Raw genomic sequence first — 23785 nt, forward strand, 5'->3', positions numbered from 1 at the left:
GCGCGCCGCGCCGCGGGAGTTATCCACAGCGGTGCGGCGAGCTCTGTCATCCCGCTGGCGAAACCACGGGTCGCTGGGCGCTGCGGGGCGCCCCGAGCGCCCGTAGCGCGTACAGGATCGTCGCGACGTCGACGAGCTCCTGAATGAGGGCGCCCGCGACGGCGGGGATGACGCCCGTCATAGCCACGACCATCAGGGCAATGCTCAGCCCAATCCCCACGCCGATCGCGGTCAGCGCGACGCGCAGGGTGTGGCGGGCGATCGCGACGGCGTCGGCAACCGGAGCAAGGGCATCCACCAGGATGACGACATCCGCCGCATCCCCCGCGGCCGTCGCCCCGCGCGCACCCATCGCGACACCGATGTCGGATGCCGCCAGCACCGGGGCATCATTCACCCCGTCGCCGACCATCATCATCGGCCGAGGTTGCAGACCGGCGGCAAGCTCCACCTTGTCGCCCGGCAGCAGCTCGGCGTGCACCTCGTCAATCCCCACCGCCGTCGCAACCGACTGCGCGGTAGCGCCGACATCGCCGGTGAACATCGCAACCCGGCTCACGCCGGTCTCTCGGAGCCAGGCAACAACCGCAGGCGCATCCGGCCGAGGATCATCGGCCAGGACGATGGTTCCCGCGAACCGTCGATCTATCGCAACGTAGGCCGCGGCCTGACCGGCATCCAGGGTCTCTCGGGGCGCCGTTCCCGTGAGCGCTGCGACATACGCGGGCTTGCCGACGGTGACGGGCCGACCCCCTACCGATGCGGTGACACCGTTGGTGGCCTCCTCCGAGGCGTCAGACGCAGGGAGCAGATCGAGCCCGCGGTCGAGGGCGGCGCGGCGCACGCTCTCTGCCAGCACGTGCGTGGAGTACTGCTCAGCAGAGGCCGCGAACTGCAACACCTCGTCGGCGGTGAATCCGTCCGCGGGACGGACGGCGACGAGAGCGGGACGACCCCACGTCAGTGTTCCGGTCTTGTCGAAGGCCGCCGAACTCACGCGCGCGAGCTGCTCGATGACCGCGCCGCTCTTGATGATGACCCCCGCCTTCGCCGCTCGCGACAGGCCTGCGAGGAACGCCACGGGTGCCGCGATCAGCAGCGGACAGGGGGTCGCCAGCACCAGCACTTCAGCAAAGCGGACCGGGTCTCCTGAGATCGCCCAGGCGGTTCCCGCGAGCACGAGCGAGACGGCGGTGAACGGCACGGCAAACCGGTCGGCCAAGCGAACGACCGGCGCCCGAGAACTCTCGGCAGCATGCACCAGCGCGACGATCTGCTGGTACTGGCTGTCGGCGCTGCGTCGTGTCGCTCGTACCCGCACGGCGCGAGATCCGTTGATGGCCCCCGAGAACACCTCGTCGCCTTCGGTGCGCTGCACGGGAAGACTCTCACCCGTCAGCGACGATTCGTCGAACTCCGCGTCGGCGCTCAGCAGCACGGCATCCACCGGCACGATCTCGGCCGGCCGCACCAGCAGGATGTCGCCCACAGCGACCTCATCGATGGGGACGTCCTTCACACTCTCGACAGCGCCCGATTCGCCACCGGTCACGACGTGCGCGGTGCGCGGCGATCTGTCCAGCAGCGCGCGAAGGTCCCGCCGCGCACGCCGGCCGGCGATATCCTCGAGCGCCGCACCACCGGCGAGCATCAGAACGATCACGAGCCCCGCCAGATACTCCCCGACCGCGAGGGTCGCGACCATCGCGGTGACAGCGAGAACATCGAGCCCGACGTGGCCACGCAGGACGTCGCGCACCATGCCCACGAGGGTCCAGACGATGATCCCCGCAACCCAAATCGTCGCGACCCACCGCGCAACGTCAGGCATTCCGGATGCCGCGAGCACACCGACGGCGAGGAGCACCAGCGCGGTAGCCGTGACCAGCGGGTACGCCCAGATCCAGCGCAGATACCTCATCCGGACCTCCCGCGCCGCACCCAGGGCGACACCCCGAGCGTAGGCAGGCGCCACCGCGCACACTAGGGCATCTAGTCCCACGACCGAGGCCCTGTCGGTGCCCGGCGTCGGCGTTGCACAATGGCACGAGAGCATTCGGATGCGGCCCGAAAGGCGGAAGCCATGACCATGAAGACACCAAGCCACGCGGCGCGGAAGACCGGCACGGGAGTCGTCGGCGGACTGGTCGGTGGCGTCATCCGGGCCGCCTGGGCGGGACTGGCTTTCTGGGACCTCTATATCCGTCCCGAGAACAAGATCAACGGCAAGAAGCCCCTGTGGGCCTTCGTGATTCTTCTCGGCGGTATCGGCCCCTTGATCTACTTCTTCTTCGCCCCCAAACGCTGACGCTGCCGCGGCCTCATCGCCGCCGCAGCCGAGACCACGCGTCGAACCCAACCGCGAGCAGGATGATGGCGCCCAGCGCGATGCCCTGGAACAGCGGATCGATCTTCAGCAGCGTGAACCCGTTGTAGAGCATTGCGATGAACAGGATGCCGAGCACCGTCCGCCACACCGCGCCCTCACCGCCGAGGATCGAGGTGCCACCGACGACGATGCCGGCCAGCACCGTGAAGGTCAACGTCGTCGCTATCGCGTCGTTCTCGGGCACCGAAGGTGTGCGCGCGAGGTCGATGACACCGGCAAGGCCTGCACCCAGTCCTGTCAGCGCGAAGGTCGCGATGCGGACGACGTTGACCCGGATGCCGGCAAGTCTCGCCGCCTCGGCATTGCCGCCTGCCGCGTAGACGTAGCGCCCGAAGGTTGTGCGCCACAGCACGATCCCGAGGGCTACGACCACCACCAGAGCGATCCAGATCGGCAGCGACATCCCGAGCGGTTCGGTCTTCGCGATCCAGGTGAACTCGGGCACGTCCACGCGGATCTGCCCGATGCCGTCTTTGCCCGCCTGCGAGACGAGCTTCGTCGCGCCGAGGATGATGAAACTCATTGCCAGGGTCGCGATCAGCGGGTTGATCCGCAGGTACGTGCTGATGACGCCGTTGATGATGCCGACGGCAAGGCCCGAGAGCACGCCCGCCAGGATGCCGAACACAGCCCCCTCGGTGCCGCCGACCTTGATGATCACGGTGCCGCAGACGACGGCGGTGAACATATAGGTGGCACCGACCGAGAGGTCGATTCCACCGGCGATCAGCACCAGGGTGCTCGCTGCCGCGATGATCAGGATGCCTGCCTGCCGGTCGAGCACGTTTCCGATGTTCTGGAACGACAAGAACGCGGGGCTCCCGATCGATAGCGCGATGAAAACGGCAAGGAAGGGAACGACGATCGCGACCGATCGCCACGGTATGCGCGAGAGCACGCTCTGCTGCGCTTGGGTGGGCACGGTGCCGGTGGTCAGGGTCATGATTTCCCACTCATGATCGGATCCGCGAAGGCCGCGGTAAGGACGTTTTCTTCGGTTCTGTCATCGCCCGAGAGCTCCGCGACGATGCGTCCGCTGCGGATGACGAGAATGCGGTGCGCGAGCCCGAGCACCTCTTCCACATCCGATGAGACGACGATTACCCCGATTCCTCGCGAGGCTTCGGCCACGATGAGGTCATAGATCGCGCGGCGCGACCCGACATCCACGCCGCGAGTCGGCTCGTCGGCGATGAGCACGGTGCGGGGGCGCTGCAGGGCACGCGCGAACAGCACCTTCTGCTGGTTGCCGCCCGAGAGGCTCGAGACGTTGCGGCGATCGTCTCCGGCCACGGTGACGCGGTCGAGCATCGCCTTCGCGTCGGCGCGTTCGGCGCGGGTGCGCACCCAGCCCGCGCGGGCGAAGGCAGCGAGGTTCGACAGGGTGACGTTGTCGCGGATCGAGCGGCCGAGCACGAGACCCTGATCCTTGCGCGATTCGGGGATAAGGAACAGGCCCGCGTTGAGCGCCGCGGGCACCGACGCACCCACAGGGGTGCGCTTCTCGCCGTCACCATTCCCGGGCTCCAGCAGTTCGACCGAGCCGCCGTGGCGACCTGCGGCACCGAAGATGGCGTGCACGATCTCGCTGCGACCGGCACCGACGAGCCCGGCGAGACCTACAATCTCGCCGGGTCTCACCGAGAACGACACTCCACGAACCCCGGGTGCGACCAGATCTGTCACGGTCAAGACCGGATCGCCGACGGTGGGGGCGGGAGGCTGTTCGGGGAACACGGCACCGAGCGTCCGACCGAGCATCGCCTCGATGAGGCTCGCCTCGGTCTCGTCGGCTGCGGGGCCGGTGCGGATGAGACGACCGTCGCGCAGCACGGTGATGTCGTCGGCGAGCTCGAGCACCTCGCTGAGGAAGTGCGAGATGAGAACCACAGTGTGGCCGGATGCCGCGAACTGGCGCACGACGGCGTGCAGCAGGTCGGCATCCGCCCCCGACAGCGCTGCCGTCGGCTCGTCCATGATGATGACCGACGCGCCCCGCGCCAGCGCACGCATGATCTCGACCTTCTGCTGGTCGGCCGTTCGCAACGCACCGACCGGTGTGTCCGCGCGAAGGTCGAATCCCGTGCGCTCGCTCAAGGTCCGATACTGAGCCGACAGGCGTTTGCGACCGATGAAGCCGACGCGCCGCGGCTCGCGACCGAGGAAGACGTTCTCGGCGACCGAGAGGGCCGGAACCAGCGCCAGCTCCTGGGCAATCGTCGCGACGCCGTGATCGAGCGCCTCCCGCGGCGATCCGAAGCTCACGCGCTCGCCGTTGACGAGCACCTCGCCCTCGTCGGCGCTGTAGAGGCCGGCGATGATCTTCGCGAGCGTCGACTTGCCCGCGCCGTTCTCGCCGACGAGGGCGTGGACAGTTCCGGGCCGGATCGTCAGGTCGATGTGCCGGAGTACGGGCAGACCGCCGAAGGACTTACCGACGTCCCGCAGCTCGACGGTGAGCTGCGGGACGCCGGCGTCAGCCGGTTGGTGCGGCATGGATCAACCGGGCCACTCGCCGGTGAACTGGTCAACCGTGTCGGGGGTCATGACCCCGTTGTTGGGGAAGTCGGCGAACGGGTCGACATCTCCCATGTCAGTGCCGTCCCGTAGGGCCGCGATCATCGCTTCCATCCCGAGGCGGCCGGTCGTGGCAGGCGCCATGATGACGTCGGAGTAGACGATGCCTTCGGAAATCGCGTCGAGGGCCCACTGCGAGCCGCCGTACCCGACGAGCAGGTAATCGCCGACAGCAGCGCCCGAGTCGCCGATCGCCAGAACTGCACCCTGCAGGCCCTGGTCCGACGTGACGATCGCGTCGATGTCGGGGTTTGCGGTCAGGATGTCGGCTACCGCCGTCTGCGCGGCTGCCGGGTTCCAGAACGTCTCTCCCTCGGCGACGACAGTCACAGGGGTTCCCGCGGTCGCCTCACTGAATGCATCCCACAGCGCGATGCTGACGCTCGAGGTCTTCAGGTCGTGTAGATACGCGACGTTGCAGGGGTCGAGGTTCATCGACGCGCAGGCCTCGACCGTCTGCTCGCCGAGCTTCTGGCCGAGAATCGTCGGAACGAACACGATGTTCGATGCGAGGCCCGGCAACTGGGTGGCACCAGATGTGAAGTCCTCGCCCAGGATCTGGTCGATGTTGACCACGGTGAGCCCGGCATCCATCGCCTCGGCCACGACATCCATGATCGCGGGGCCATAGACGGGCTGCACGATCATGCCGTCGTAGTCGCCCGATGCGATGACGTCCTCGATGAGCGTGGCCTGGGTAGCGGGGTCGAGGTTTCCGTCGAACACCGTGATCTCGGCGTTGTTCGCCGCGGCGACCTCCTGCGCGGCAGCCAGCATCGGCTCGTCGTAGGTGTTCGCTACCGCAAACGAGATGTAGGCGATCTGCAACGGCTCGTCACTGGGGGCCGAGGTCTCTCCCGAGCCCGAGGCGTCGGTGGTCCCCGACGAGCACGCGGCGAGGGCCAGTGCGGCGACGGCGATCCCCGCGCCGGCGAAAATCCCCCTTCGCCGTGGGACAGCTGTGCTGAGTGGCATGACTTCTCCTGTGAAATCGGTACACGGTGGGCAGCCGCGCGACCTTCTTGCGAAAGCCGGCCTGGACAGTGTTCAGTGCTGGCGTACACTCTGCCGTGTTGCCACACTTAACGCAAGGGTTCTGATCGGCAGGTCCGCGACCGTGACCAATCCGTTGCCGGCGAGGTGAGTCACAGCCCCCAGCCTGTGGGCGGCTCGAGGAGTCCGGGCGCAAAGTGCCAATACTCGCGCAGGTGATGAACGAGCCCAGCGTCGTCGAACTCCAAGAAGAACTCCCCCGCGAGCGTCACCTCCGCACCCTCGTTGCGAAGCGTGACCCACCATTCTGCGGCCGCGTGAGTGCCGGTCACCACGGCTTTCCCCACCCGGAAGCGAATGTCGGATTGCGTCGCCGTCACACTCGACCAATAGCGATGCACCCCCTCGCGGCCGCGATACGGCTCCTCGTAGGGCTGCTCTCGGTATGTCGCATCTTCCGTGAACAGCGCAGCCGCGGCATCCGCGTCTCGCGTCTCCCACGCCTTCCGGTAGTCATCCAGCCACCTCTGGACCTGCTCGGTCGTCACGATCTTCCCCTTTCGCCACTCCATACCTCACGGTGCAGTATCACTGCACACCCTGTCGCGCTGGAACGGTCGGCGCAAGTGCAGGAGGTCGCCGGGCCACGCGACAGCCTCGGCGCGGAAGCTCCGCACCGGAATCGTGCGTCGAGATCGCCAAACCTGCGTCAGTAGACTGATCGCACCAGCGGGAGTGGTGAAATTGGCAGACACGCAGGATTTAGGTTCCTGTGCCTTCGGGCGTGTGGGTTCAAGTCCCACCTTCCGCACGCGAGGCATCCTGCCGCGCCCTTGACCGCCGACACCGACGGAACGCACGTGCACCCACTGGCTCTCATCCCCTGGCTCGACCCCGAGACGATCATTTCCGCGGCCGGCCCGTGGGCCCTGCTGGTGGTCTGCCTGATCATCTTCGCCGAAACGGGGCTGCTCGTCGGGTTCCTCTTCCCCGGCGACACTCTGCTCATCATCTCGGGATTGCTGACCCACACCAACGACGTGTTCGGCGTCAACATCTGGGTCGTGTGCTCGCTGATCGCCCTCGCCGCGTTCATCGGTGGGGAGGTCGGCTACTACATCGGACACAAGGGCGGACCTGCGGTCTTCGAACGCAAGGAATCCGGGATCTTCAGTAAGCGCAACGTCGAGCGAACCAATGCGTTCTTCGAACGTTTCGGCGGGATCACCGTGATCCTCGCCCGTTTCGTCCCGATCGTGCGCACCTTCGCTCCCGTCGCCGCAGGGGTAGGACACATGCCGTGGCGCAGATACACGCTCTACAACCTCATCGGCGCGCTGCTGTGGGGCTTCGGACTCACCATGGTGGGCTACCTCATCGCGTACATCCCGTGGGTGCGTGACCTCGTCACGGAATACATCGACATCATCTTGCTGGTCGCCGTCGGTGGTACCGCCCTGGTGGTGGCGTACCACTACTTCAGCGAGAAGTGGAAGTCTCGCAAAGAAGCCGCGTCAGGCGAGAAGCTCGAGACGGATGCCGCCGAAGCGCGCGAACTGGCTCTGGAGCCCGAGGTGTTCGACAACCGCCCCGAGGACTCCCAGTAAGACTCGGCCTCCGCTCAGCCGGACTTCTTCTGCTTGCCCGAGCCACTCTCGCGGGCGGCGCGTGAGCGCTCGACGCTCGCGCGCAGCGCCTCCATGAGGTCGATGACCTCGCCGCCCTGCTCCTCCGGCTGCTCGCCGAACGTTTCGGCAGTGTCGATCGCGTCGCCCTTCTCGAGCTTGGCGTCGATGAGGGTCCGCAACTCGTGCTGGTATTCGTCGACGAAGTCGGCGGGGTCGAAGTCGCCCGAGAAGCTCTCGACGAGGGATGCCGACAGCTCGAGTTCCTTGTCGGAGATCTTCACTGACTCGCTGAGCGACGGGAAGGCAGCCTCCCGCACCTCGTCTGCCCACAACAGTGTCTGCAGCACGAGGACATCGCCGCGCACCCGCAGCGCCGCCAGGCGCGTCTTCTGACGCAACGAGAACCGCACGATCGCGGTGCGATCCGTCTGCTCCAGCGTCTTGCGCAACAGCACATACGCTTTCGGCGACTCGGAGTCGGGTTCGAGGTAGTACGCCTTGTCGAGCGTCAAGACATCCACCTGCTCGGTCGGCACGAACTCGACGACCTCGATCTCGCGGCTGCGCTCGGAAGGAAGCGCCGCGAAATCCTCTTTCGTGAGGATGACGGTCTTCTCGCCGTCGTCGTAGGCCCGGTCGATCTCGCTGTACGGCACGACTTCGCCGTCGAGTTCGCACACGCGCTGATAGCGGATGCGGCCCCCGTCGGCGGCATGGACCTGATGCAGCGACACATCGTGGTCCTCGGTCGCGGCATAGACCTTCACCGGGACGTTGACCAGTCCGAATGTCAACGCGCCTTTCCAGATGGACCTCATCACACCAGTACACACGTTCGCGGCGCCCGGTGCCAGCATCCGACCCGTCTCAGGCACCGCGGGCTAGCCTGGGCCCATGGCGGGTCGGGAGCAGACTGTGCAGGTGCAGGGGCACCGGCTGCGCCTGACCAATCTCGACAAGGTGCTGTATCCGGCAACCGGTACGACCAAGGGCGAGGTCATCGATTACTACAGCCGCATCGCCCCCGCGATCCTGCCGCTTCTCGCGGGACGACCCGTAACCAGAAAGCGCTGGCCCGACGGTGTGGGCGATGCGGAGCATCCGGGCATGTCGTTCTTCACGAAAGACCTCGAGCGCGGCGCGCCCGAGTGGCTCCCCCGGATGCCGATCGAGCACTCCTCGGGCACGAAGACCTACCCGCTCATCGATTCGCAGGCGGCGCTCGTGTGGCTCGGGCAGGTTGCGAGCCTCGAACTCCACGTTCCACAATGGCGTTTTGGGCCGGACGGCTCCCCTGCGAACCCGGATCGGCTGGTCCTGGACCTCGATCCGGGACCCGGTATCGGGCTGGCCGAGTGCGCCGAGGTTGCGCGGCTCGTGCGAGAGATCCTGCGCGGGATGTCGCTCGAGAGCATCCCTGTCACCAGCGGCAGCAAGGGGATCCATCTCTATGCGCCGCTTCCCGGGACGCTCACGAGCGAAGCCGCCTCGAACCTGGCGCGGGAGTTGGCGCGGGCGCTCGAGGCTGATCATCCGGATCTCGTCGTGAGTTCGATGTCCAAGGCGGTGCGTGCGGGAAAAGTCTTCTTGGACTGGAGTCAGAACAACGGCAAGAAGACCACGATCAGCCCGTACTCGCTGCGAGGACGTGAGCATCCGACCGTCGCGGCTCCCCGAACCTGGGACGAACTGGAAGATCCGCAACTGCGCCACCTGCTGTTCTCGGAGGTTCTCGAGCGCGCAGCCGCGGGGATCGCACCCTTCTTCGGCACCTCGACGCCGGCCGCCTTGGACCGCTACCGCGAGAAGCGCGATGCTGCGAGAACGCCGGAGCCGGTTCCGGATGCCGGATCCCGGCCGGCCGCCCGCGGCGACGGTGATCCGCCGCGCTTCGTCGTGCAGGAACATCACGCCTCGCGGCTGCACTTCGACCTGCGTCTGGAGCGGGACGGAGTGTTGGTCAGTTGGGCGGTCCCGCGCGGGATCCCCGAGTCACCCGACCGCAACAACCTCGCGGTGATGACCGAGGATCACCCGATCGAATACCTGACTTTTCACGGCACGATCCCCCAGGGCGAGTACGGCGCCGGAACCATGACGGTGTGGGACACGGGCACGTATGAGACCGAGAAATGGCGCGCCGACGAGGTCATCTTCCGCGCCCACGGCGCCCCGGGTGGGGCGATGGATGACGTGCGGTTCGCGCTCATCCGCACCGCGGGCGACGGCGAGAAGTCGCAGTGGCTCCTCCACCGGATGAAGGACGCAGCCGCCGGTCAGGCAGGTTCGCGGCGCTCGGTCGGATCCACTGGCCGGTCCCGCGCTCAGGCGCGTCCGGCGCGAGAAGACGCCGGCAACGCCGCGGGCACCGCCCCGATGCTGGCCACCATGTCGACGCCGGGGCTTGCCGCCGGCGCAATCAGCCGCTGGGGCGGGGAGCCCTGGGTGGAGATGAAATGGGACGGCATCCGCGCAGTCGGGATCTGGGACGGGACCACCCTCACGCTCCGCGCCCGCAGCGGCAACGACATGACGGCGACCTATCCGGACCTGCAGGATGCCGCGCTGGGCGAGGCGCCGTGCGTGGTCGACGGCGAAATCGTCGCTCTGGACGAGAACGGTAGGCCGAGCTTTGCGCTGCTGCAGAAGCGAATGAACCTCGCGAATTCTGCCGAGATCGTGCGCGAGGCCGCGCGCACGCCGGTGAAGTACTACCTGTTCGACCTGCTCCAGATCGACGGGCAGGATGCCACGGCGCTGTCGTTGCGCGATCGACGCGCCCTGCTGGAGCGTCTTGCCGACGGCGCGGGCGAGCGCGTCACGGTCCCACCGGTGTTCGACGATCTGGATGCGACGCTCGACGCCGCGCGCGGGGCAGACCTCGAGGGCGTCGTCGTCAAGAACCCCGGCTCGCGCTACCGGCCCGGCGAGCGCTCGCCCGACTGGCTCAAGATCAAGCTCACCCGCACCCAGGATGTCGTCATCGGCGGCATCCGTCCCGGGCAGGGGGGCAGGTCCGGTGCCATCGGATCGCTTCTGGTGGGCATCCCGGGTGAAAGCGGTCTGCAGTATGCGGGGCGCGTAGGAACAGGCTTCACGGATGCCGCGCTTGCGACTCTGGCGCGCCTGCTCGCCCCTCTCGGAATTGACGAGAACCCTTTCGCCGACGTACCGGCGGCCGACGCGCGCGATGCGATCTGGGTGAAGCCGGAGCTGGTCGGCGAGGTCGAGTTCGCCGAGTTCACGCCCGGCGGCATCTTGCGTCACGCTCGCTGGCGCGGGCTGCGGCCCGACCGCTCCCCCGACACCGTCGTCCGGGAGGGCACGTCCTAGGCGTGAGTGGCGTCGCCCGAATCGACGTGGCCGGCGGGCTCGAGCTGGAAGGTTGAGTGCTCGACGTCGAAGTGTGAGGCAAGGCATGTCTGCAGGCGCGAGAGGATTTCGCCCGAGCGTCCAGCGGCGATGGCATGGGGATCGATGACGACGTGAGCGGTGAAGACGGGAGCTCCGCGGGTGAGCTGCCACACGTGGATGTCATGCACGGCCACGACGTCATCTGTCGAGAGGATGTGTTCCCGAATGTCGGCAACGTGCGTTCCTTTCGGCGCCGACTCCGACAGGACGTGGAACACTTCGCGGAGCAACCCGACTGCGCGCGGCACGATGAGAGCCGCGATCAGCAGCGACGCAACGGCATCCGCTGCCTGCCACCCCGTCAGCAGCACGACGATCGCTGCGACGATGACCAGCGCCGAACCCAGCAGATCGCCGAGGACCTCGAGGTAGGCGCCGCGGACATTGATGCTCGTACGTTGCGCGGCAGAAAGCAGCCACATCGCCGCGGCGTTGGCAAGAAGTCCGACGATCGCGACGATCAGCATGATGCCGCCGCGCACCTCGGCCTCACCCGGGTCGAGCAGGCGCTGGATCGCCTCGACGACGATCCACGCTGACAGGCCGATCAGCAGGACGGCGTTGATCAAGGCGCCGAAAACCTCGGCCCGTTGGTAGCCGTAGGTCTGCCGGTCGGTAGCCGGCCGAGCCGCGACGATGCTCGCGATGAGCGCGATCACGAGGGCCGCGGTGTCCGTGAGCATGTGGACGGAATCGGCCAGCAAAGCGAGCGAGCCGCTCAGGAACGCACCGACAACCTGGACGACCAGAACGACGGAGGTGATCGTGAGCGAGGCAGTCAGGAGGCGACGGTTGCTCGCGCCACGGATGCCGGGAGCGTGATCATGCACGGCACCCAGCGTAGGGGCGAGAGAAGCCCGCGGCGGCGCTCTGCGCCCAATCGGGAACGAGTCTGAGATTCATGGTCGCTAGGCGGGAGTAGGGCACAGTCGGCGCGATGGACACGCGTGTCCAAACTTACGGCCAAAACGAAACTTGTTCGGGCGGCTTCTTCAAGGCGTAACACACCTTGAAAGAAGGAGAACGAGACATGGAGAAGCCCACCCAGCTGCCCAGTGGACAGTGGCGGCAGCGCTACACCGGCCCGGACGGCAAGCGTCACAGCACCACCGACACGAGCGCCCGGAAGGTGCAGAAGAAGGCCGCTCTAGAGCTGGCCGCGATGATCGAGAAGGCCTTCGCCAAAGAGCCCGAGAAGACGGAGACCCGCTTCGACCTGTTCGCAGAGCAACATCTGCAGACCCGCCGACCTGGGGAGCCTGGTGGATACGCGGTGAGCGTGTACCCCAAGAGGCTCAACCACCTGCGAACCCTCAATCGCACTTTCGGCGCTCACAACGTTGAGGACATCACGCCCGCGCAGATCCGCGCTTGGTGGAACTCCCTGTCCGCTACCCCGGCCCAGCGTCATACCCTCTACTGGTTCATGCATCAGATCTTCGAGATCGCCCTGGATGACGAGCTGATCCAGCGGAACCCGTGTCGCGTGAAGAAAGCGCATGAGAACGGCTCGAAGGGCCGCCCGACCTTCGAGGACGACGCCGTGGAGAAGATCTACAAGGCCACCGAGGAGAAGCAGATGCGCGCCGCCGTCGCGGTCCTCCGAGGTACCGCCTTGCGCGTGGGTGAGTTGGTCGCACTCGACTGGGAGGACCTGGACTTCTTGGAGCACACGATCCCGGTGACGAAGCACTGGACGCCGTGGGGCATCCAGCCCGGGACGAAGACAGGCCCCGAGCACGCCCGCACCATCGCGATGCCCGCCTGGGTGCAGGACGTGCTCGAAGACCTCTTCCGCGGGTCGGATGGGGAGGGTCCGATCTTCCGCAACATGCGCGGGGGGCGGCTGTCTGTGGATGGCATCGAGAAGCGCTTCCGGGAGATTCGGAAGAAGGCCGAGCTGCCCACGATGCACCTCCATGACATCCGCCACACGGCGCTCACGGCGTACGCCCGACAGCCTGGCGTGACGCTGAAGGACCTCATGGAGTTTGGGGGCCATCGCTCCGAGCGTGTCGCGATGAAGTACCAGCACGCCTCGCACGAGCGTGCCGTCCAACATGCCGCCACCTCCATGGTCCCTCGCTGGGTGAAGGCCAAGCAGGACAGCTAACCGGGATGCAGTGCAGCTAACGCCGCTGAGCCCGATGTGCTAACCAACCTCGGCCCAGGGCGAGACTCCTCGATCTACTACGACTGAGATCGTGCGGGGACTGGATGCAGTCCTCTGAGAATTCGTGACCTGAGCGCGACTCCGGTGGGCACCTATGTGCTAACCGGAGTCGCGCTCATCATTCGCACAGACGCCCGAAGCTTCATTCTCGACTCAAAGGTTGCCCAAGCATCGCGAGGTTCCTGGCCGATATCACGTCGAAAGACGACCCAGAGGGGCTCACAAAGGGTGACGCCCCCGGTGTAGGAGCCGAGGGCGTCAGAAGGTTGGTTGACCTATGTCAAGTATACGCGTCCCCCATGAAGGACCAGAGACCCACACTGTTGACTCGTCTTGTGAGTCTCCAGCAGGTGTGACACCCCCCTCAGTTAGTCATTTCCTCGCGATCTACAGCGTTAGGAAGAGACTTCGTGAATGCATCATCGGTTGGGCTTGTAACCTGCCTGACTGTCATCTGTGCGGCAAGCGCATAGCGCGCAGAGCACGGGCGGACATGCTGGCGAAGTTCGAGAATCATCCCGAGTGCATCTCTCTTAGGTTCTCCGTCGAGCTAACACGTGATCTCGATCAGGGCTATGAGGACCTCAGCCGAGCACGCACCCAGTTCATGAAACTGGCCTGCCTCAGTCGCACATCTCTTGGCTATCTCCGCTCGACCGAGGTGACCCGAGTCCATGCCCGCTGGAATTGGCACGACCACGTTGTGGTGATTCCTCGTGAGAATGCTCGCGCAGAGGCTCGCCGACTTCTTGATCTGTGGGATGACGCCTGCCGTCAGATCGGCCTGGAGCCCTCCTCTCACGACCGTGGAGAGAGCGAGACACCCGACGCCATCAAGTACGTGCTCAAACGGCGTCTGGGGCGCGGTGGTGGCTCTCTTCGTGACCTCCTAGAGCGAGCAGCCCGAGGGGATGCCGACGCGGCTGAGGACTACCTGGCGTGGGACGCCTGGAGACAGCGGAATCCCCACGCTCGGTTCCGTCACTCGTGGATCGCCTCAGGGAGCCAGCGGCAGAGTGAACCGCGCGATCAGACCCAGACGGAAGTGCCAGATTCGGATCTGGCCCAGATGGCCCTTCTCGACAGTCTGGGCGCCGGAACGAACGCGCAGCAGATGTTCATGCTGGGGCTTTCGCGCCGGTCGATTCAGCGGCGACGGTCTTACTTCCCGCCTGCACGCCCTGGCCTCATCCCCTACCGAGTCACTCATGCGGACTAATCCGTCCCGGAACGTGGCCAATACCTGATCGAGGTTGTGCTAACCAAGAGCCCCGAGATCCACGCCTGAAAGCGGACGCATTGACGAAAGTTCGACTTTTGCGTCACATTTGGCGCCTTGAGGCCGAGATAACTAGATATGGGAACGATTCAGCGTCAGCGCACCGGCACACCGACGTGCTCAGTCTGCGGTCACGATGAGGCAGACGCCCTCATGAGGGAACTGACAAACGGCGAGCGCGTAGCCGACGTGGCAGCGCGGTACGAAGTCAGCGCCGCTGCGATCTACCGGCACCAGCGCAACCACGCGGTAGTCCTGGCGGCCTTTGATATCGAGTCCGACTCCAGCTTGTCGTTGGTGGATCGCCTCGTCGGCATCATGGACAGGGCTCGCGCAGCCTCCAAGGTGGCCTACGAGCGAGGGGACCTCAGAACCGGAGCCCTAATCGGGGACGCAGCTGTTCGCGCAGCCAACAGCCTCCAGAACTTCGGAGTGGACAGCGAGAAGATCGCCACCGATATCCGCAAGGCCAACGACATCCGGCGACAAGCACTCGACCTCTCACGAAGCATCGAGCACTTCGTAGCGACCTACCCACAACAGGCTGAACCTTTGGCTATCGCCGCTGAGGCTGTCGGGGCACATGATCTCGCAGCCGCATTCCGCGAAGAAGATTCTGACCACGCACCCGACACCGACGAGAAGATTCTGGAGAAGCACCAATGAACGAGCCGACCACCTCTGAAGAAGATGTCGAGATCCTCGCAGACGACGCCGAACCCTGGCACGTCGGAGACGAGGTGACCGTCACCCATGCCGGGCTGAGCCTTCCCTGGGGCATCCCAGGCTTCGGGAACACCGTGTGCCGGAGAGGCGACGTACTCAAGGTCACCCAGGACACGATCAAGCACCGGCAGGACATCCTGCACCTGATCAACAGCCCCGATGCGCAGATCGAGAGATTCGGTGAGATTCGCATCCTCCGAGGTCGGCACGACATCCCCGCCTGGACCAAGCAAGGTGACGCTGAGTGGATTCTTGCCCGCAACGCCGCCCGCGACCTCGCTCACCAGATCATCGACCCGACCGAGCGCGCCGAGGCCTTGCGTGAGGTGAGCCGGAAGTTCGGCCCCGGCCCGACCACCTCGACCTCGACCGAGATCCGCAACGTCTCGCAGCAGCGCCGCCTGGCCGACGACGCGCACAACCGTGCCCTGCACGGGCGCTACGTGATCCAGAGCCTCGCGGAGTGAGCCATGGCCGTGCAGCACGTCACCGTCGCCGGAAACACCTACGCAGCCCCCGGTGACGCCCCCGCGATCTTGAGGCGCCACCTCGGACATCACGGCATCCGACAGGTGGCAGCAGCATGACCACTTCCGCCGGACATGGAGCCCCCGTGAGCCCTACTCTCGACAGGGCTTCCGACTGTCAGAAGCTAGCAGCTGGGCACCCCCGCCTCCTCCCTGAGCCGACGATCTCCGGGCCTCAGCGCATCACCGTGGGAGGCACTGAGTACAACATCCCAAAGAACGCCGGGGTCGCGTACACCTGCGGCAGTCAGATCGCATACGTCCTCCATCAGGCACGTTTGCACTGCTTCGTCTCGACCGGCGAGCTGAGCATCCCCGCGAGCCTCAGGTCGCGCATCGCCTCGATGCACTTCGGCGCCAACCGTCCACCAGCCCAGACCTAGCTACCCCCGCGCCGGGACGTCTGTCTCCTGCTTTCCTCTTCAGGGCATCCCGGCGCGGGTCCCCGCCGTCGATCTCCCTTCATCGTCGGCACCGGGCCGCTCCCGGCCCCAGATAAGCCAGGAGCGGTCCTCCCTCCCCCGCGACCCCGGACGACGAGATGAATGCCGAGACCGCCTGGAGTCATCTCCAGAGGGCGCTCGCGTCTTCCGAGCCAGCATGCCGAGGTGACGACCGTTTCATCGGGGACGGTCGAGGCGGCGCACAGACAGCCGATCTCGTGACCATCTGCACAGACTGTCCGATCCGGCCTCAGTGTCAGGACTACGCCGTATCGCTTGGGTTCCGCATCGCCGGATTCTGGGCTGGCAGATGGCGCGGCAAGTACCTCACTGAAGCCGAGGATCTCGCCGTCTGAGTCACCTTCGACGGGCTGTTTCATACACACGATAATGTCAGTTATCATGTGCTTATGAGCGACCTCGCGACCTATCCCACATCCAACGCCGAGCGTCACGGGGACCTGGGCGGTTCGTGGCTCATGTCCCTCCCCTCGACCAACACGCAGCGGGCCTATCGCCGTGACCTCGTGGAGTGGTTCGCGTTCCTCGACGCCCGCGACCTCGACGCCCTCACCGTGGAGCGCCGACACCTCGACTGGTGGCGCAACTGGCTGACCGACACCGGGAGCGCTCTGAGCACGGTCGCGCGCAAGCTCGCCGCGATCTCGTCGTTCTACCGTTACGCCCTGGCCGAGAACGTGATCGTCGCGAACCCCGCGCAGCTCGTCACCCGGCCCAAGGTGGACCCCGACCACTCCGCTACCAACGGCATGACGCAGCAGCAGGCGCACGACCTCCTCGACGCAGCTCGCGAGGACGACCCCCGCTCTCTCGCGCTCGTGTCGCTCCTCCTCGTGACCGGCGCACGCCTGGCTGAGGTGCTGAACGCCCGCGTCGATGATCTCCAGCACGACACTGGGCACCGCGTGCTCGTCATCCGTCGCAAGGGCGGCATGGTGGCCAAGCTCGCCCTTCCGCCGCTCGTCGTGGACGCCCTGGGCACCTACCTGGGCCAGTCCGCAGCAGAGGGGACGCAGCTCGTCACGACCGACGCGGCGAGCGCGAACCCGCTCATCTTCACGACCCGCACCGGCAAGGCCTGGGCGGCATCCGAGGCCTTCCGCACCGTGCAGCGACTCGCTCGTCGCGCGGGCATTGAGGGCTCGATCTCGCCCCACTCGCTCCGCCACACGCACGGCACGCTCGCCCTGGACAACGGCGTCACCCTGCACGACCTCCAGGACTCGATGGGCCACGCCGACCCCCGCACGACGCGCCGCTATGACCGCGCTCGTCGCCGCCTGGAGAAGTCCTCCGCCTACACCCTGGCCAACGTACTGAGCTGAGGCCTAACTGACTTTCGACTCCACCTCCGCCAGCAGTAGGCCTGCTTGATACTCCACCCACGGTTCGAGCTTCAAGCGCAGCGTCTCACTGACCGTCGGGGCAAGCTCCCGATGCCAGACTTCCAATGCCTCGCCGCCCCGCGAAGGCACGCATACGAAGTCCGGCCCAGTATGCCCAGGATCACGGACGAAGATCTGCATCCCGCGGTAGATCTGGAACTTCATGGGCCACGACGCGGACGCGTGAAGGGCGAACTCCCCGTTCTTGCCGATAGACCTGTATCCCTCGGGCGCACTGGGCCGAGGACCAGGATGAACACTCGACACGACGCCGCGCACCAGCTGTGCTGGAAGGTCGAGACTCGCCAAGAATGAGTTGGTGCCGTCGGCAATGGCCTTACGCAGGCGGGCAGCAGCGGCCAGAGTCTCCTCCGAGATACCCGTTCCTCCGAAGAAAGCGGATATGCGCCGCACGGACGAGTCCATGGTTATGCCCGCGCGCTGCAAGTGACTCCGAACTATCCCGACCGCGTCGAGCACACGGGCTTCGATGAAAGTTACGAAGTCGGCAGGGTCGCCATCGTCCGCCTTCTCCAAAGCATCAAGGTAGGCATTTCGCTGGTCAGCAAAGACGACAAGCGGCACTCCCGGCTGGCGATAGAGGTAGACGCTCGCAAGCGCTCGTGCGACGCGTCCGTTGCCGTCGGGAAAGGGGTGGATGCACACGTATGCGTAGTGTGCATACGCGGCCTGCAAGACCGGGTGGGCGGCTAGGAAGCTCTCCGAGCGAAGCTGTTCCACCAGCCTGTGCATCTCGGGGGCTGTTTCGAGAACTGGTGCATATTGATGAATCTCGCCCGTCGCGCGATTAGTCGGACTGTTCGGCATGCTTTTGTACTCGCCAAGGGGCAGGGGCCGTTCTTGCGCACCGATCTCCGTGTAGACGGTGTATGTGTCCTGAGACTTGCAGATGATCGAGTGTAGTTCGCGAATCCAGACCTCTGAGATCTCAACCGCTCGCGTCGATGCGTCGAGCACATACTCGTACGCCCCTAGTGCGTCGTTGATGGCTCCCACGGCCCGGGCGCCCTTTTGTTCGAGCGTTGCCTCCCATGCTGCCGCTTGCGTCGCGATAGTTCGGGTGAATCCTCTATCTACGGTGTACAGACCCTCGATAGCGCCAGTATCAACTGCCGCGTATCGCGTGGCGACATCGAGCGCCGCCGAGAGTTGCTGTTCTGTGGCGCCGGACCTCGAAGCGGCCAGCAGGTCTGCGTACCGATCCGCGACACTGGAGTCGAAGATGCCGTCGAACCAGTCAATGAAGTCTGGTATCGGCCTATAAAAGTTGCCGCGGGCAAGTGCGCTCATGAGGATGACAGTATTGGAACGGCAGTCGGTAAGCGCAGATCGGCGTGCTGACGGCGCCCACTCACCCCGCAGCTGCAGACTGTCTGCATGAAACCAGGCGAGCGCATTCCCCTGATTACCGCGTCGGCAGACGCTTTGCTTCCGAGGCTCGACGACGACGCTGCAATTGTTCTTCACCAGTTCGGAGCGGACCTCGGCGGCAGCTATACGAGCGAGCCGAGTACCAGGAAGGCCTGGCTGCGGTGGACTATCGGAGAACTTGATGACGAGAGTCTGCATGCTCTGCATGACTTTCTCGTCGGACGCGACCAGGCGCCGGTCTCAGTCTCAGTCGATGATGACCCCTGGGGCGACCAGCCGCTGCGAGTCTTCCTCTCGCACAAATGGGAGGACGCCGAGTGGGTCGCAAGCCTCCGGGATGTGCTCGCGAAGTACGGGACGACCGCCTTCGTGGCGCACAAAGACATCACGCCTTCAAGGCAGTGGCGCGAAGTCATCAAGGCAGGGCTCCGCTCGTGCCACATGCTCGTTGCAGTTCTTCACGAGGACTTCCATAAGAGTCAGTGGTGCGACCAGGAGGTGGGCTGGGCTCTCGGAAGAGGAATCCCCGTCGCGACCATCCGACGGACTCTGGATTTCGAGCGTGGCATCGATGGATTCATGGAGGAGGTGCAAGATATTCAACTCGACCCAAGCAAGGGAACGGGCGAGTGGCGCGCGGCACAGGAAGTGTTTCGTGCCGCCGTGCGCTCAGTCAAACCACCCGAGCTTGTGCGTCGCGCTCTGGCGGAAGCAATGGTGACCTCGCCCAACTTCGAGAACTCCCGTAACCTCTGGCCAAGGATTCAGCGGCAGGAGCAATGGGAGCAGGAAAGCCTAGATCGACTCAAGTTCGCCGTCCAAACCAATCGTCAAGTCTATGAAGCGAAGGTCGCCGAGCGTCGTCTCCCCGAACTAATAGCAGAGCTGGTCGAGCAGTTCGAGCCCCAGCCGACGACATGGAACTCAGACGATACCCCGTTCTAGCCGCACATCAGTGAAGGCTGTGGGACGACGCTCTCGGAGCGATGCCTCAGCTCGCGACCCGCAATGCGCGTCCTGCCTTGCAGTGCGCGTGCCTCTTACCCGCGCTCAGTCCAACACCGAGAAGAACTCGCTCGCGCTCACCCCGAGGGCACGAGCAATGCGCACCCACGTGGCCACCGTGCCCATCCGTTCCGCCCTTTCGAGCGAGATGACACCTCGTCGGCTGAGCCCGGAGGCCTCGGCCAGTTGCTCGTACGTGAGCCCGCGTTCCGCGCGAAGCCGCTTCATGTTTGCTGGAAGACGCGAGAGGTCGGGATCGGCTGTGGACACAGCCATCTACTCCACTAAAGTGATCCCCAAAGCACAGTGCACAGCTGTGCACTGTGGGAGATTCATGAAACGCTACGCAACGGCCAGCATTTCCATCGCTATCGTCGGCTCGATATCGCTCACGGGGTGCGGCGTGGTTCAACTGCGCGACGTGGAGGGTCAGGCGCCTACAACGTCCTCCCCTACGCCCACCGCCCAGGTGAGCCTGGACCCAAACGCACCCGTCTGCTACGCATTCACGGAACTCTCCGAGCAGCTAGAACCGGCGATCATGGCTGGAACAATGACGCAGGCCCAATGGAGCGACTTCGGTGCGGAGGTAGACCGCATCGGTCTCCTTGCCGAAGGCACTGTACGCGATCGCATCCTCGCCCTCACTGAGGATTGGCCGTCGCTTGGAGATCTGATCTACGGCGACAAAGCGACCGAATTCCTCGATGACTGGGCAGGGGCTCTACGTGCGTGTTCGGCTGATCTGGGCATCTGATCCCCGTCTGCCGCCCGAGCGCTTCGCCCGCACGGGCCGCCTCAACGATTCCGGAGCCTTTGTGCGGCGAGCGCGTCGGCTACGGTCGATTCGTGGCCGAGCCCAACGACTGGATACCTCTTCCCGATGCTGTCGCCGCATTGCTCGGTCGCGTCGTCTTCTACGCCACCTGGCTCGATGACATCCTCGGGGAAGCAGTTGTGCTCGCAACCCCGGACGCCGACCACCTCGCCGAGTCCACGCCAGATTGGGCAGCCAGCGGAGACCGCCTTGTGCGCGCGGTGCGGTCGATGCCCATTCCGGGGGATCTCACCGAGAAGATGGCCGACTACCTGGAAAGCCTGAACGGCTGGAGAAACCTTCTCGTGCATGGCGTCTGGCTGTGGCAGGACGATCACGTCATGGTCATGAAGCGCGCTCTCGGGAAGGGAGAGCGGCACGTCGATTACGGGACCCTCAGCTATGACCAAATCGAGAAGGTGGTATCGGACTACCAGCACATAGGCGGCATTGCAGATCGACTGGTGACAATCCTGAGGCGTCGGCAGCCGCCCTACCCGGAGCGCTACCGGTGTCCAGACGACGGCACCGTGTACGGAGCCACCATCGTGGACGACGAAATCATGCAGTTGTGTCCGGCGTGTGGACGTACGGCGAGTGCACGCCCGCCAACTAGCTGACCGTGTCCATTTCGTGTCCAACTCCATGGACACGAGGTAGCCTAAGCGACGAGGAAGCCGCCCCATTTTCTTGAAAGATCAGGCTCTCCCGGCGAAAACCGGGAACGAGTCTGATTCTCGCTTCCGGGACGTGTGTCAGAGCGCCGACAACAGCGGCGCGAGGGCGATGAACGCTTGGGCGCGGTGCGACGCTGCGGTCTTCTCCTCGGGGCTCCACTGGCCTACCGTGCGCTCCGCGCCCGCTTCCTGGCCGTCGGGGATGAAGATCGGGTCGTAACCGAACCCGCCGTCGCCGCGCGGTTCGGTGGCAAGGCGCCCGTGCCAGCGCCCCTCCACCACATGCTCCATGGCGAAGGCGGTCGACCCCGGTTCGGGGACGACCAGCGCGATGGTCGACACGAAGGATGCCTTCCGGTGCGGGTCCGCGATGTCGGAGAGCTGATCCAGCAGCAGACGCATGTTCGCGACGGCATCCTTCTTGTGGCCCGCCCAGTACGCCGAGAAAATCCCCGGCGCGCCGCCCATCACGCTGACGGCAATGCCGGAGTCATCGGCGAGCGCTGCAAGCCCGGTGTGGCGGGCAGCTGCCCGCGCCTTGATCAGGGCGTTCTCGGCGAAGTTGACGCCATCCTCGACGGGCTCGGGTCCGTCGTAGCCGATGACGTGCAGGTCGGGGCGGGTCGCCGCGACGATCCGGCCGAACTCGGCGACCTTGTGGGGATTGTGGGTTGCCAGGACGATCTGCTGCGGCATCCGGTCACTCACCCGAAGCGAGGGTGTCGGTCTGAATGTCACGCAGGGTCGCGCAGCCTGACAGCCCCAGCTCGAGAAGCGCATCGAGCTCCCGCTTGTCGAAGGGCGCACCCTCGGCAGTGCCCTGCACCTCGACGAACAACCCGCGCCCCGTCACCACGACGTTCATGTCGGTCTCGGCGCGGACGTCCTCGACGTAGGCCAGGTCGAGCATCGGCTCACCGTCGATGATGCCGACCGAGACGGCAGCCACCGAGTCGAGCAGCACCTGCGATTTCTGACCGATGAACTTCTTGCGCCGCCCCCATTCGATGGCATCGGCGAGCGCCACGTAGGCCCCCGTGATGGCGGCGGTTCGGGTTCCTCCGTCGGCCTGCAGCACGTCGCAGTCGATCACGATCGTGTTCTCACCGAGCGCCTTCGTATCGACCACTGCCCGCAGCGCCCGGCCGATCAGGCGAGAGATCTCGTGTGTGCGGCCACCGATCTTGCCCTTGACGCTTTCGCGGTCGTTGCGATCGTTGGTGGCCCGAGGCAGCATCGCGTACTCGGCGGTAACCCAGCCCTTGCCCTTGCCGGTGAGCCAGCGCGGCACACCGTTGGTGAAGGATGCCGTGCACAGCACGCGGGTTCCGCCGAAGCTGATCAGCGCTGATCCCTCTGCCTGGGCGGACCAGCCTCGTTCGATCGTGACAGGACGCAACTGGTCGATGGTGCGACCGTCAGCGCGGGTGATCTCGCTCATGCGGGTTCTCTTTCCGGGTCGGTGCTCCGCGTCGGGCGAAGCGGCGGTCAGTGCGGCAGGTCAGGGCCGCAGGTCGATGGCTCCGGTCTGCACGAGGCGCACGTCTCGCACCTCGCGGCCCATGAGCCGGTGGGCAAGGCGCACGAACTCGTCAGCCGAATCACCGGTTGCTTCGTACGTGTGGGTTGCAGCAGCATCCGTTGCCGCCAACAGATCCCGACTCACGAGCTGCCGGTACACGTCGTTGGCCGTCTCGGTGTCGCTGGAGACGAGTGAGACATCCGGTCCCATCACATAGCTGATGGCACCCTTCAGGAACGGGTAGTGCGTGCAACCGAGCACGAGCGTGTCGACGCCGGAGTGCCGCAGCGGCGCAAGGTATTCCTCGGCGACGGCCAGCACCTCGGGCGTGTCGGTTTCGCCAGCCTCGACGAACTCGACGAAGCGCGGACACGCCTGCGCGAACACCGTGAGGCGGTCATTTACCTCGAGCATGTCTTGGTACGCGCGCGAGCCGATCGTGCCGCTGGTGCCGATGACCCCGATCCGCCCCGACCGGGTCGTCGACATCGCCGTCCGGACGGCAGGCCCGATCACCTCGACGACGGGGACGTCGTAGCGTTCGCGCGCATCGCGCAGTACCGCGGCGGACGCGGTGTTGCAGGCGATCACGAGCATCTTCACGCCCTGCGCGACGAGGGTGTCGAGCACCTCGAGCGAGTACCGACGCACATCGGCGATGGGCTTGGGTCCGTAGGGCGAATGGGCAGTGTCACCGATGTATAGCAGCGACTCGCGAGGCAGCTGATCGGAGATGGCCCGTGCCACGGTGAGCCCGCCGACACCGGAGTCGAAGATCCCGATCGGCGCGTTGTTCACGGTGCACCAGCCTACGCCA

At 65.6% G+C, this 23785-nt stretch carries 23 protein-coding genes and 1 tRNA gene; 12 read left to right on the forward strand and 12 right to left on the reverse strand.

What is annotated here, in order from left to right; translation table 11 throughout:
- Positions 1 to 46: 46 nt before the first annotated feature.
- On the reverse strand, positions 47 to 1921 hold the full coding sequence (locus tag B4F19_RS14160; protein WP_292735779.1) for a heavy metal translocating P-type ATPase: 1875 nt from the start codon (positions 1919 to 1921) through the stop codon (positions 47 to 49).
- A 162-nt stretch (positions 1922 to 2083) separates the two neighbouring features.
- Between B4F19_RS14160 and B4F19_RS14165 the strand changes: the two genes are divergently transcribed.
- On the forward strand, positions 2084 to 2308 hold the full coding sequence (locus tag B4F19_RS14165) for a PLDc N-terminal domain-containing protein (RefSeq protein ID WP_228177144.1): 225 nt from the start codon (positions 2084 to 2086) through the stop codon (positions 2306 to 2308).
- 13 nt (positions 2309 to 2321) lie between these two features.
- Here the strand turns inward: B4F19_RS14165 and B4F19_RS14170 are convergent, their stop codons facing one another.
- The 4 genes from B4F19_RS14170 to B4F19_RS14185 all read right to left on the reverse strand — a co-directional run bounded on the left by B4F19_RS14170 (position 2322) and on the right by B4F19_RS14185 (position 6507).
- Positions 2322 to 3332: an ABC transporter permease gene (locus tag B4F19_RS14170; RefSeq protein WP_292735782.1), complete on the reverse strand. Its 1011-nt coding sequence runs from the start codon at positions 3330 to 3332 to the stop codon at positions 2322 to 2324.
- The gene (locus B4F19_RS14175) at positions 3329 to 4885 is read right to left on the reverse strand and encodes a sugar ABC transporter ATP-binding protein (protein WP_292735785.1); all 1557 of its coding nucleotides are present in this window, start codon (positions 4883 to 4885) and stop codon (positions 3329 to 3331) included. Before B4F19_RS14175 ends, B4F19_RS14170 begins: the two co-directional genes overlap by 4 nt.
- Before the next feature lie 3 nt (positions 4886 to 4888).
- Positions 4889 to 5941: a sugar ABC transporter substrate-binding protein gene (locus B4F19_RS14180; protein WP_292735788.1), complete on the reverse strand. Its 1053-nt coding sequence runs from the start codon at positions 5939 to 5941 to the stop codon at positions 4889 to 4891.
- A 170-nt stretch (positions 5942 to 6111) separates the two neighbouring features.
- The gene (locus B4F19_RS14185) at positions 6112 to 6507 is read right to left on the reverse strand and encodes a nuclear transport factor 2 family protein (protein ID WP_292735791.1); all 396 of its coding nucleotides are present in this window, start codon (positions 6505 to 6507) and stop codon (positions 6112 to 6114) included.
- A 181-nt stretch (positions 6508 to 6688) separates the two neighbouring features.
- Here B4F19_RS14185 and B4F19_RS14190 point away from each other — a divergent pair.
- A tRNA-Leu gene (locus tag B4F19_RS14190) sits at positions 6689 to 6770 on the forward strand.
- A 49-nt stretch (positions 6771 to 6819) separates the two neighbouring features.
- Positions 6820 to 7566, forward strand: a complete 747-nt coding sequence (locus B4F19_RS14195; RefSeq protein ID WP_228177189.1) for a DedA family protein — start codon at positions 6820 to 6822, stop codon at positions 7564 to 7566.
- Positions 7567 to 7580: 14 nt separating this feature from the next.
- Here the strand turns inward: B4F19_RS14195 and B4F19_RS14200 are convergent, their stop codons facing one another.
- Positions 7581 to 8405 (reverse strand): Ku protein, encoded by an 825-nt coding sequence (locus B4F19_RS14200; protein WP_292735794.1) that lies wholly within the window; start codon positions 8403 to 8405, stop codon positions 7581 to 7583.
- A gap of 76 nt (positions 8406 to 8481) precedes the next feature.
- Here B4F19_RS14200 and B4F19_RS14205 point away from each other — a divergent pair, with 76 nt between their 5' ends.
- A complete protein-coding gene (locus B4F19_RS14205) occupies positions 8482 to 10920 on the forward strand; it encodes an ATP-dependent DNA ligase (RefSeq protein ID WP_292735797.1) in 2439 nt (812 codons plus the stop codon).
- On the opposite strand, the gene B4F19_RS14210 is transcribed toward B4F19_RS14205, so the two are convergent.
- Positions 10917 to 11831, reverse strand: coding sequence for a cation diffusion facilitator family transporter (locus B4F19_RS14210; RefSeq protein WP_292728824.1), 915 nt, complete (start codon positions 11829 to 11831; stop codon positions 10917 to 10919). The two genes, B4F19_RS14205 and B4F19_RS14210, sit on opposite strands and share 4 nt — an antisense overlap.
- Before the next feature lie 200 nt (positions 11832 to 12031).
- Between B4F19_RS14210 and B4F19_RS14215 the strand changes: the two genes are divergently transcribed.
- The 5 genes from B4F19_RS14215 to B4F19_RS14230 all read left to right on the forward strand — a co-directional run bounded on the left by B4F19_RS14215 (position 12032) and on the right by B4F19_RS14230 (position 17495).
- A complete protein-coding gene (locus tag B4F19_RS14215) occupies positions 12032 to 13114 on the forward strand; it encodes a tyrosine-type recombinase/integrase (protein ID WP_292735800.1) in 1083 nt (360 codons plus the stop codon).
- Between the two features lie 1492 nt (positions 13115 to 14606).
- Positions 14607 to 15119 (forward strand): hypothetical protein, encoded by a 513-nt coding sequence (locus B4F19_RS14220; protein WP_292735803.1) that lies wholly within the window; start codon positions 14607 to 14609, stop codon positions 15117 to 15119.
- Positions 15116 to 15646 (forward strand): hypothetical protein, encoded by a 531-nt coding sequence (locus B4F19_RS14225; RefSeq protein ID WP_292735805.1) that lies wholly within the window; start codon positions 15116 to 15118, stop codon positions 15644 to 15646. The genes B4F19_RS14220 and B4F19_RS14225 overlap by 4 nt, the downstream gene beginning before the upstream one ends.
- A gap of 601 nt (positions 15647 to 16247) precedes the next feature.
- Positions 16248 to 16505, forward strand: coding sequence for a WhiB family transcriptional regulator (locus B4F19_RS15930; RefSeq protein ID WP_366767789.1), 258 nt, complete (start codon positions 16248 to 16250; stop codon positions 16503 to 16505).
- A gap of 54 nt (positions 16506 to 16559) precedes the next feature.
- Complete coding sequence (locus tag B4F19_RS14230) at positions 16560 to 17495, forward strand: tyrosine-type recombinase/integrase (protein WP_292735808.1); 936 nt, start codon at positions 16560 to 16562, stop codon at positions 17493 to 17495.
- 3 nt (positions 17496 to 17498) lie between these two features.
- Here the strand turns inward: B4F19_RS14230 and B4F19_RS14235 are convergent, their stop codons facing one another.
- Entirely contained in the window at positions 17499 to 18866 is a 1368-nt protein-coding gene (locus B4F19_RS14235; protein ID WP_292735810.1) for a Fic family protein, read from the reverse strand.
- An 87-nt stretch (positions 18867 to 18953) separates the two neighbouring features.
- Between B4F19_RS14235 and B4F19_RS14240 the strand changes: the two genes are divergently transcribed.
- Positions 18954 to 19892, forward strand: coding sequence for a toll/interleukin-1 receptor domain-containing protein (locus B4F19_RS14240; RefSeq protein WP_292735813.1), 939 nt, complete (start codon positions 18954 to 18956; stop codon positions 19890 to 19892).
- Between the two features lie 105 nt (positions 19893 to 19997).
- Here B4F19_RS14240 and B4F19_RS14245 read toward each other — a convergent pair whose 3' ends face one another.
- On the reverse strand, positions 19998 to 20228 hold the full coding sequence (locus B4F19_RS14245; RefSeq protein ID WP_292735816.1) for a helix-turn-helix transcriptional regulator: 231 nt from the start codon (positions 20226 to 20228) through the stop codon (positions 19998 to 20000).
- Between the two features lie 58 nt (positions 20229 to 20286).
- On the opposite strand from B4F19_RS14245, the gene B4F19_RS14250 reads away from it, so the two are divergent.
- Together B4F19_RS14250 and B4F19_RS14255 are read left to right on the forward strand one after the other, a co-directional pair.
- Positions 20287 to 20709: a hypothetical protein gene (locus tag B4F19_RS14250; protein WP_292735818.1), complete on the forward strand. Its 423-nt coding sequence runs from the start codon at positions 20287 to 20289 to the stop codon at positions 20707 to 20709.
- A 92-nt stretch (positions 20710 to 20801) separates the two neighbouring features.
- A complete protein-coding gene (locus B4F19_RS14255; RefSeq protein WP_292735821.1) occupies positions 20802 to 21389 on the forward strand; it encodes a hypothetical protein in 588 nt (195 codons plus the stop codon).
- 135 nt (positions 21390 to 21524) lie between these two features.
- Here the strand turns inward: B4F19_RS14255 and B4F19_RS14260 are convergent, their stop codons facing one another.
- From B4F19_RS14260 to murI, 3 genes are read right to left on the reverse strand one after another with little or no spacing between them, the layout of a single operon-like run.
- On the reverse strand, positions 21525 to 22142 hold the full coding sequence (locus tag B4F19_RS14260; RefSeq protein WP_292728833.1) for a non-canonical purine NTP pyrophosphatase: 618 nt from the start codon (positions 22140 to 22142) through the stop codon (positions 21525 to 21527).
- 4 nt (positions 22143 to 22146) lie between these two features.
- Positions 22147 to 22887 carry a ribonuclease PH gene (gene rph, locus B4F19_RS14265; RefSeq protein WP_228177139.1) on the reverse strand — a complete coding sequence of 247 codons (741 nt, stop codon included), beginning with the start codon at positions 22885 to 22887 and terminating at the stop codon, positions 22147 to 22149.
- A 60-nt stretch (positions 22888 to 22947) separates the two neighbouring features.
- Positions 22948 to 23766, reverse strand: a complete 819-nt coding sequence (gene murI, locus B4F19_RS14270) for a glutamate racemase (protein ID WP_228177138.1) — start codon at positions 23764 to 23766, stop codon at positions 22948 to 22950.
- Between the last annotated feature and the right edge of the window lie 19 nt (positions 23767 to 23785).

The organism is Microbacterium sp. UBA1097, assembly GCF_002313585.1.
Classification (GTDB): Bacteria; Actinomycetota; Actinomycetes; order Actinomycetales; family Microbacteriaceae; genus Microbacterium.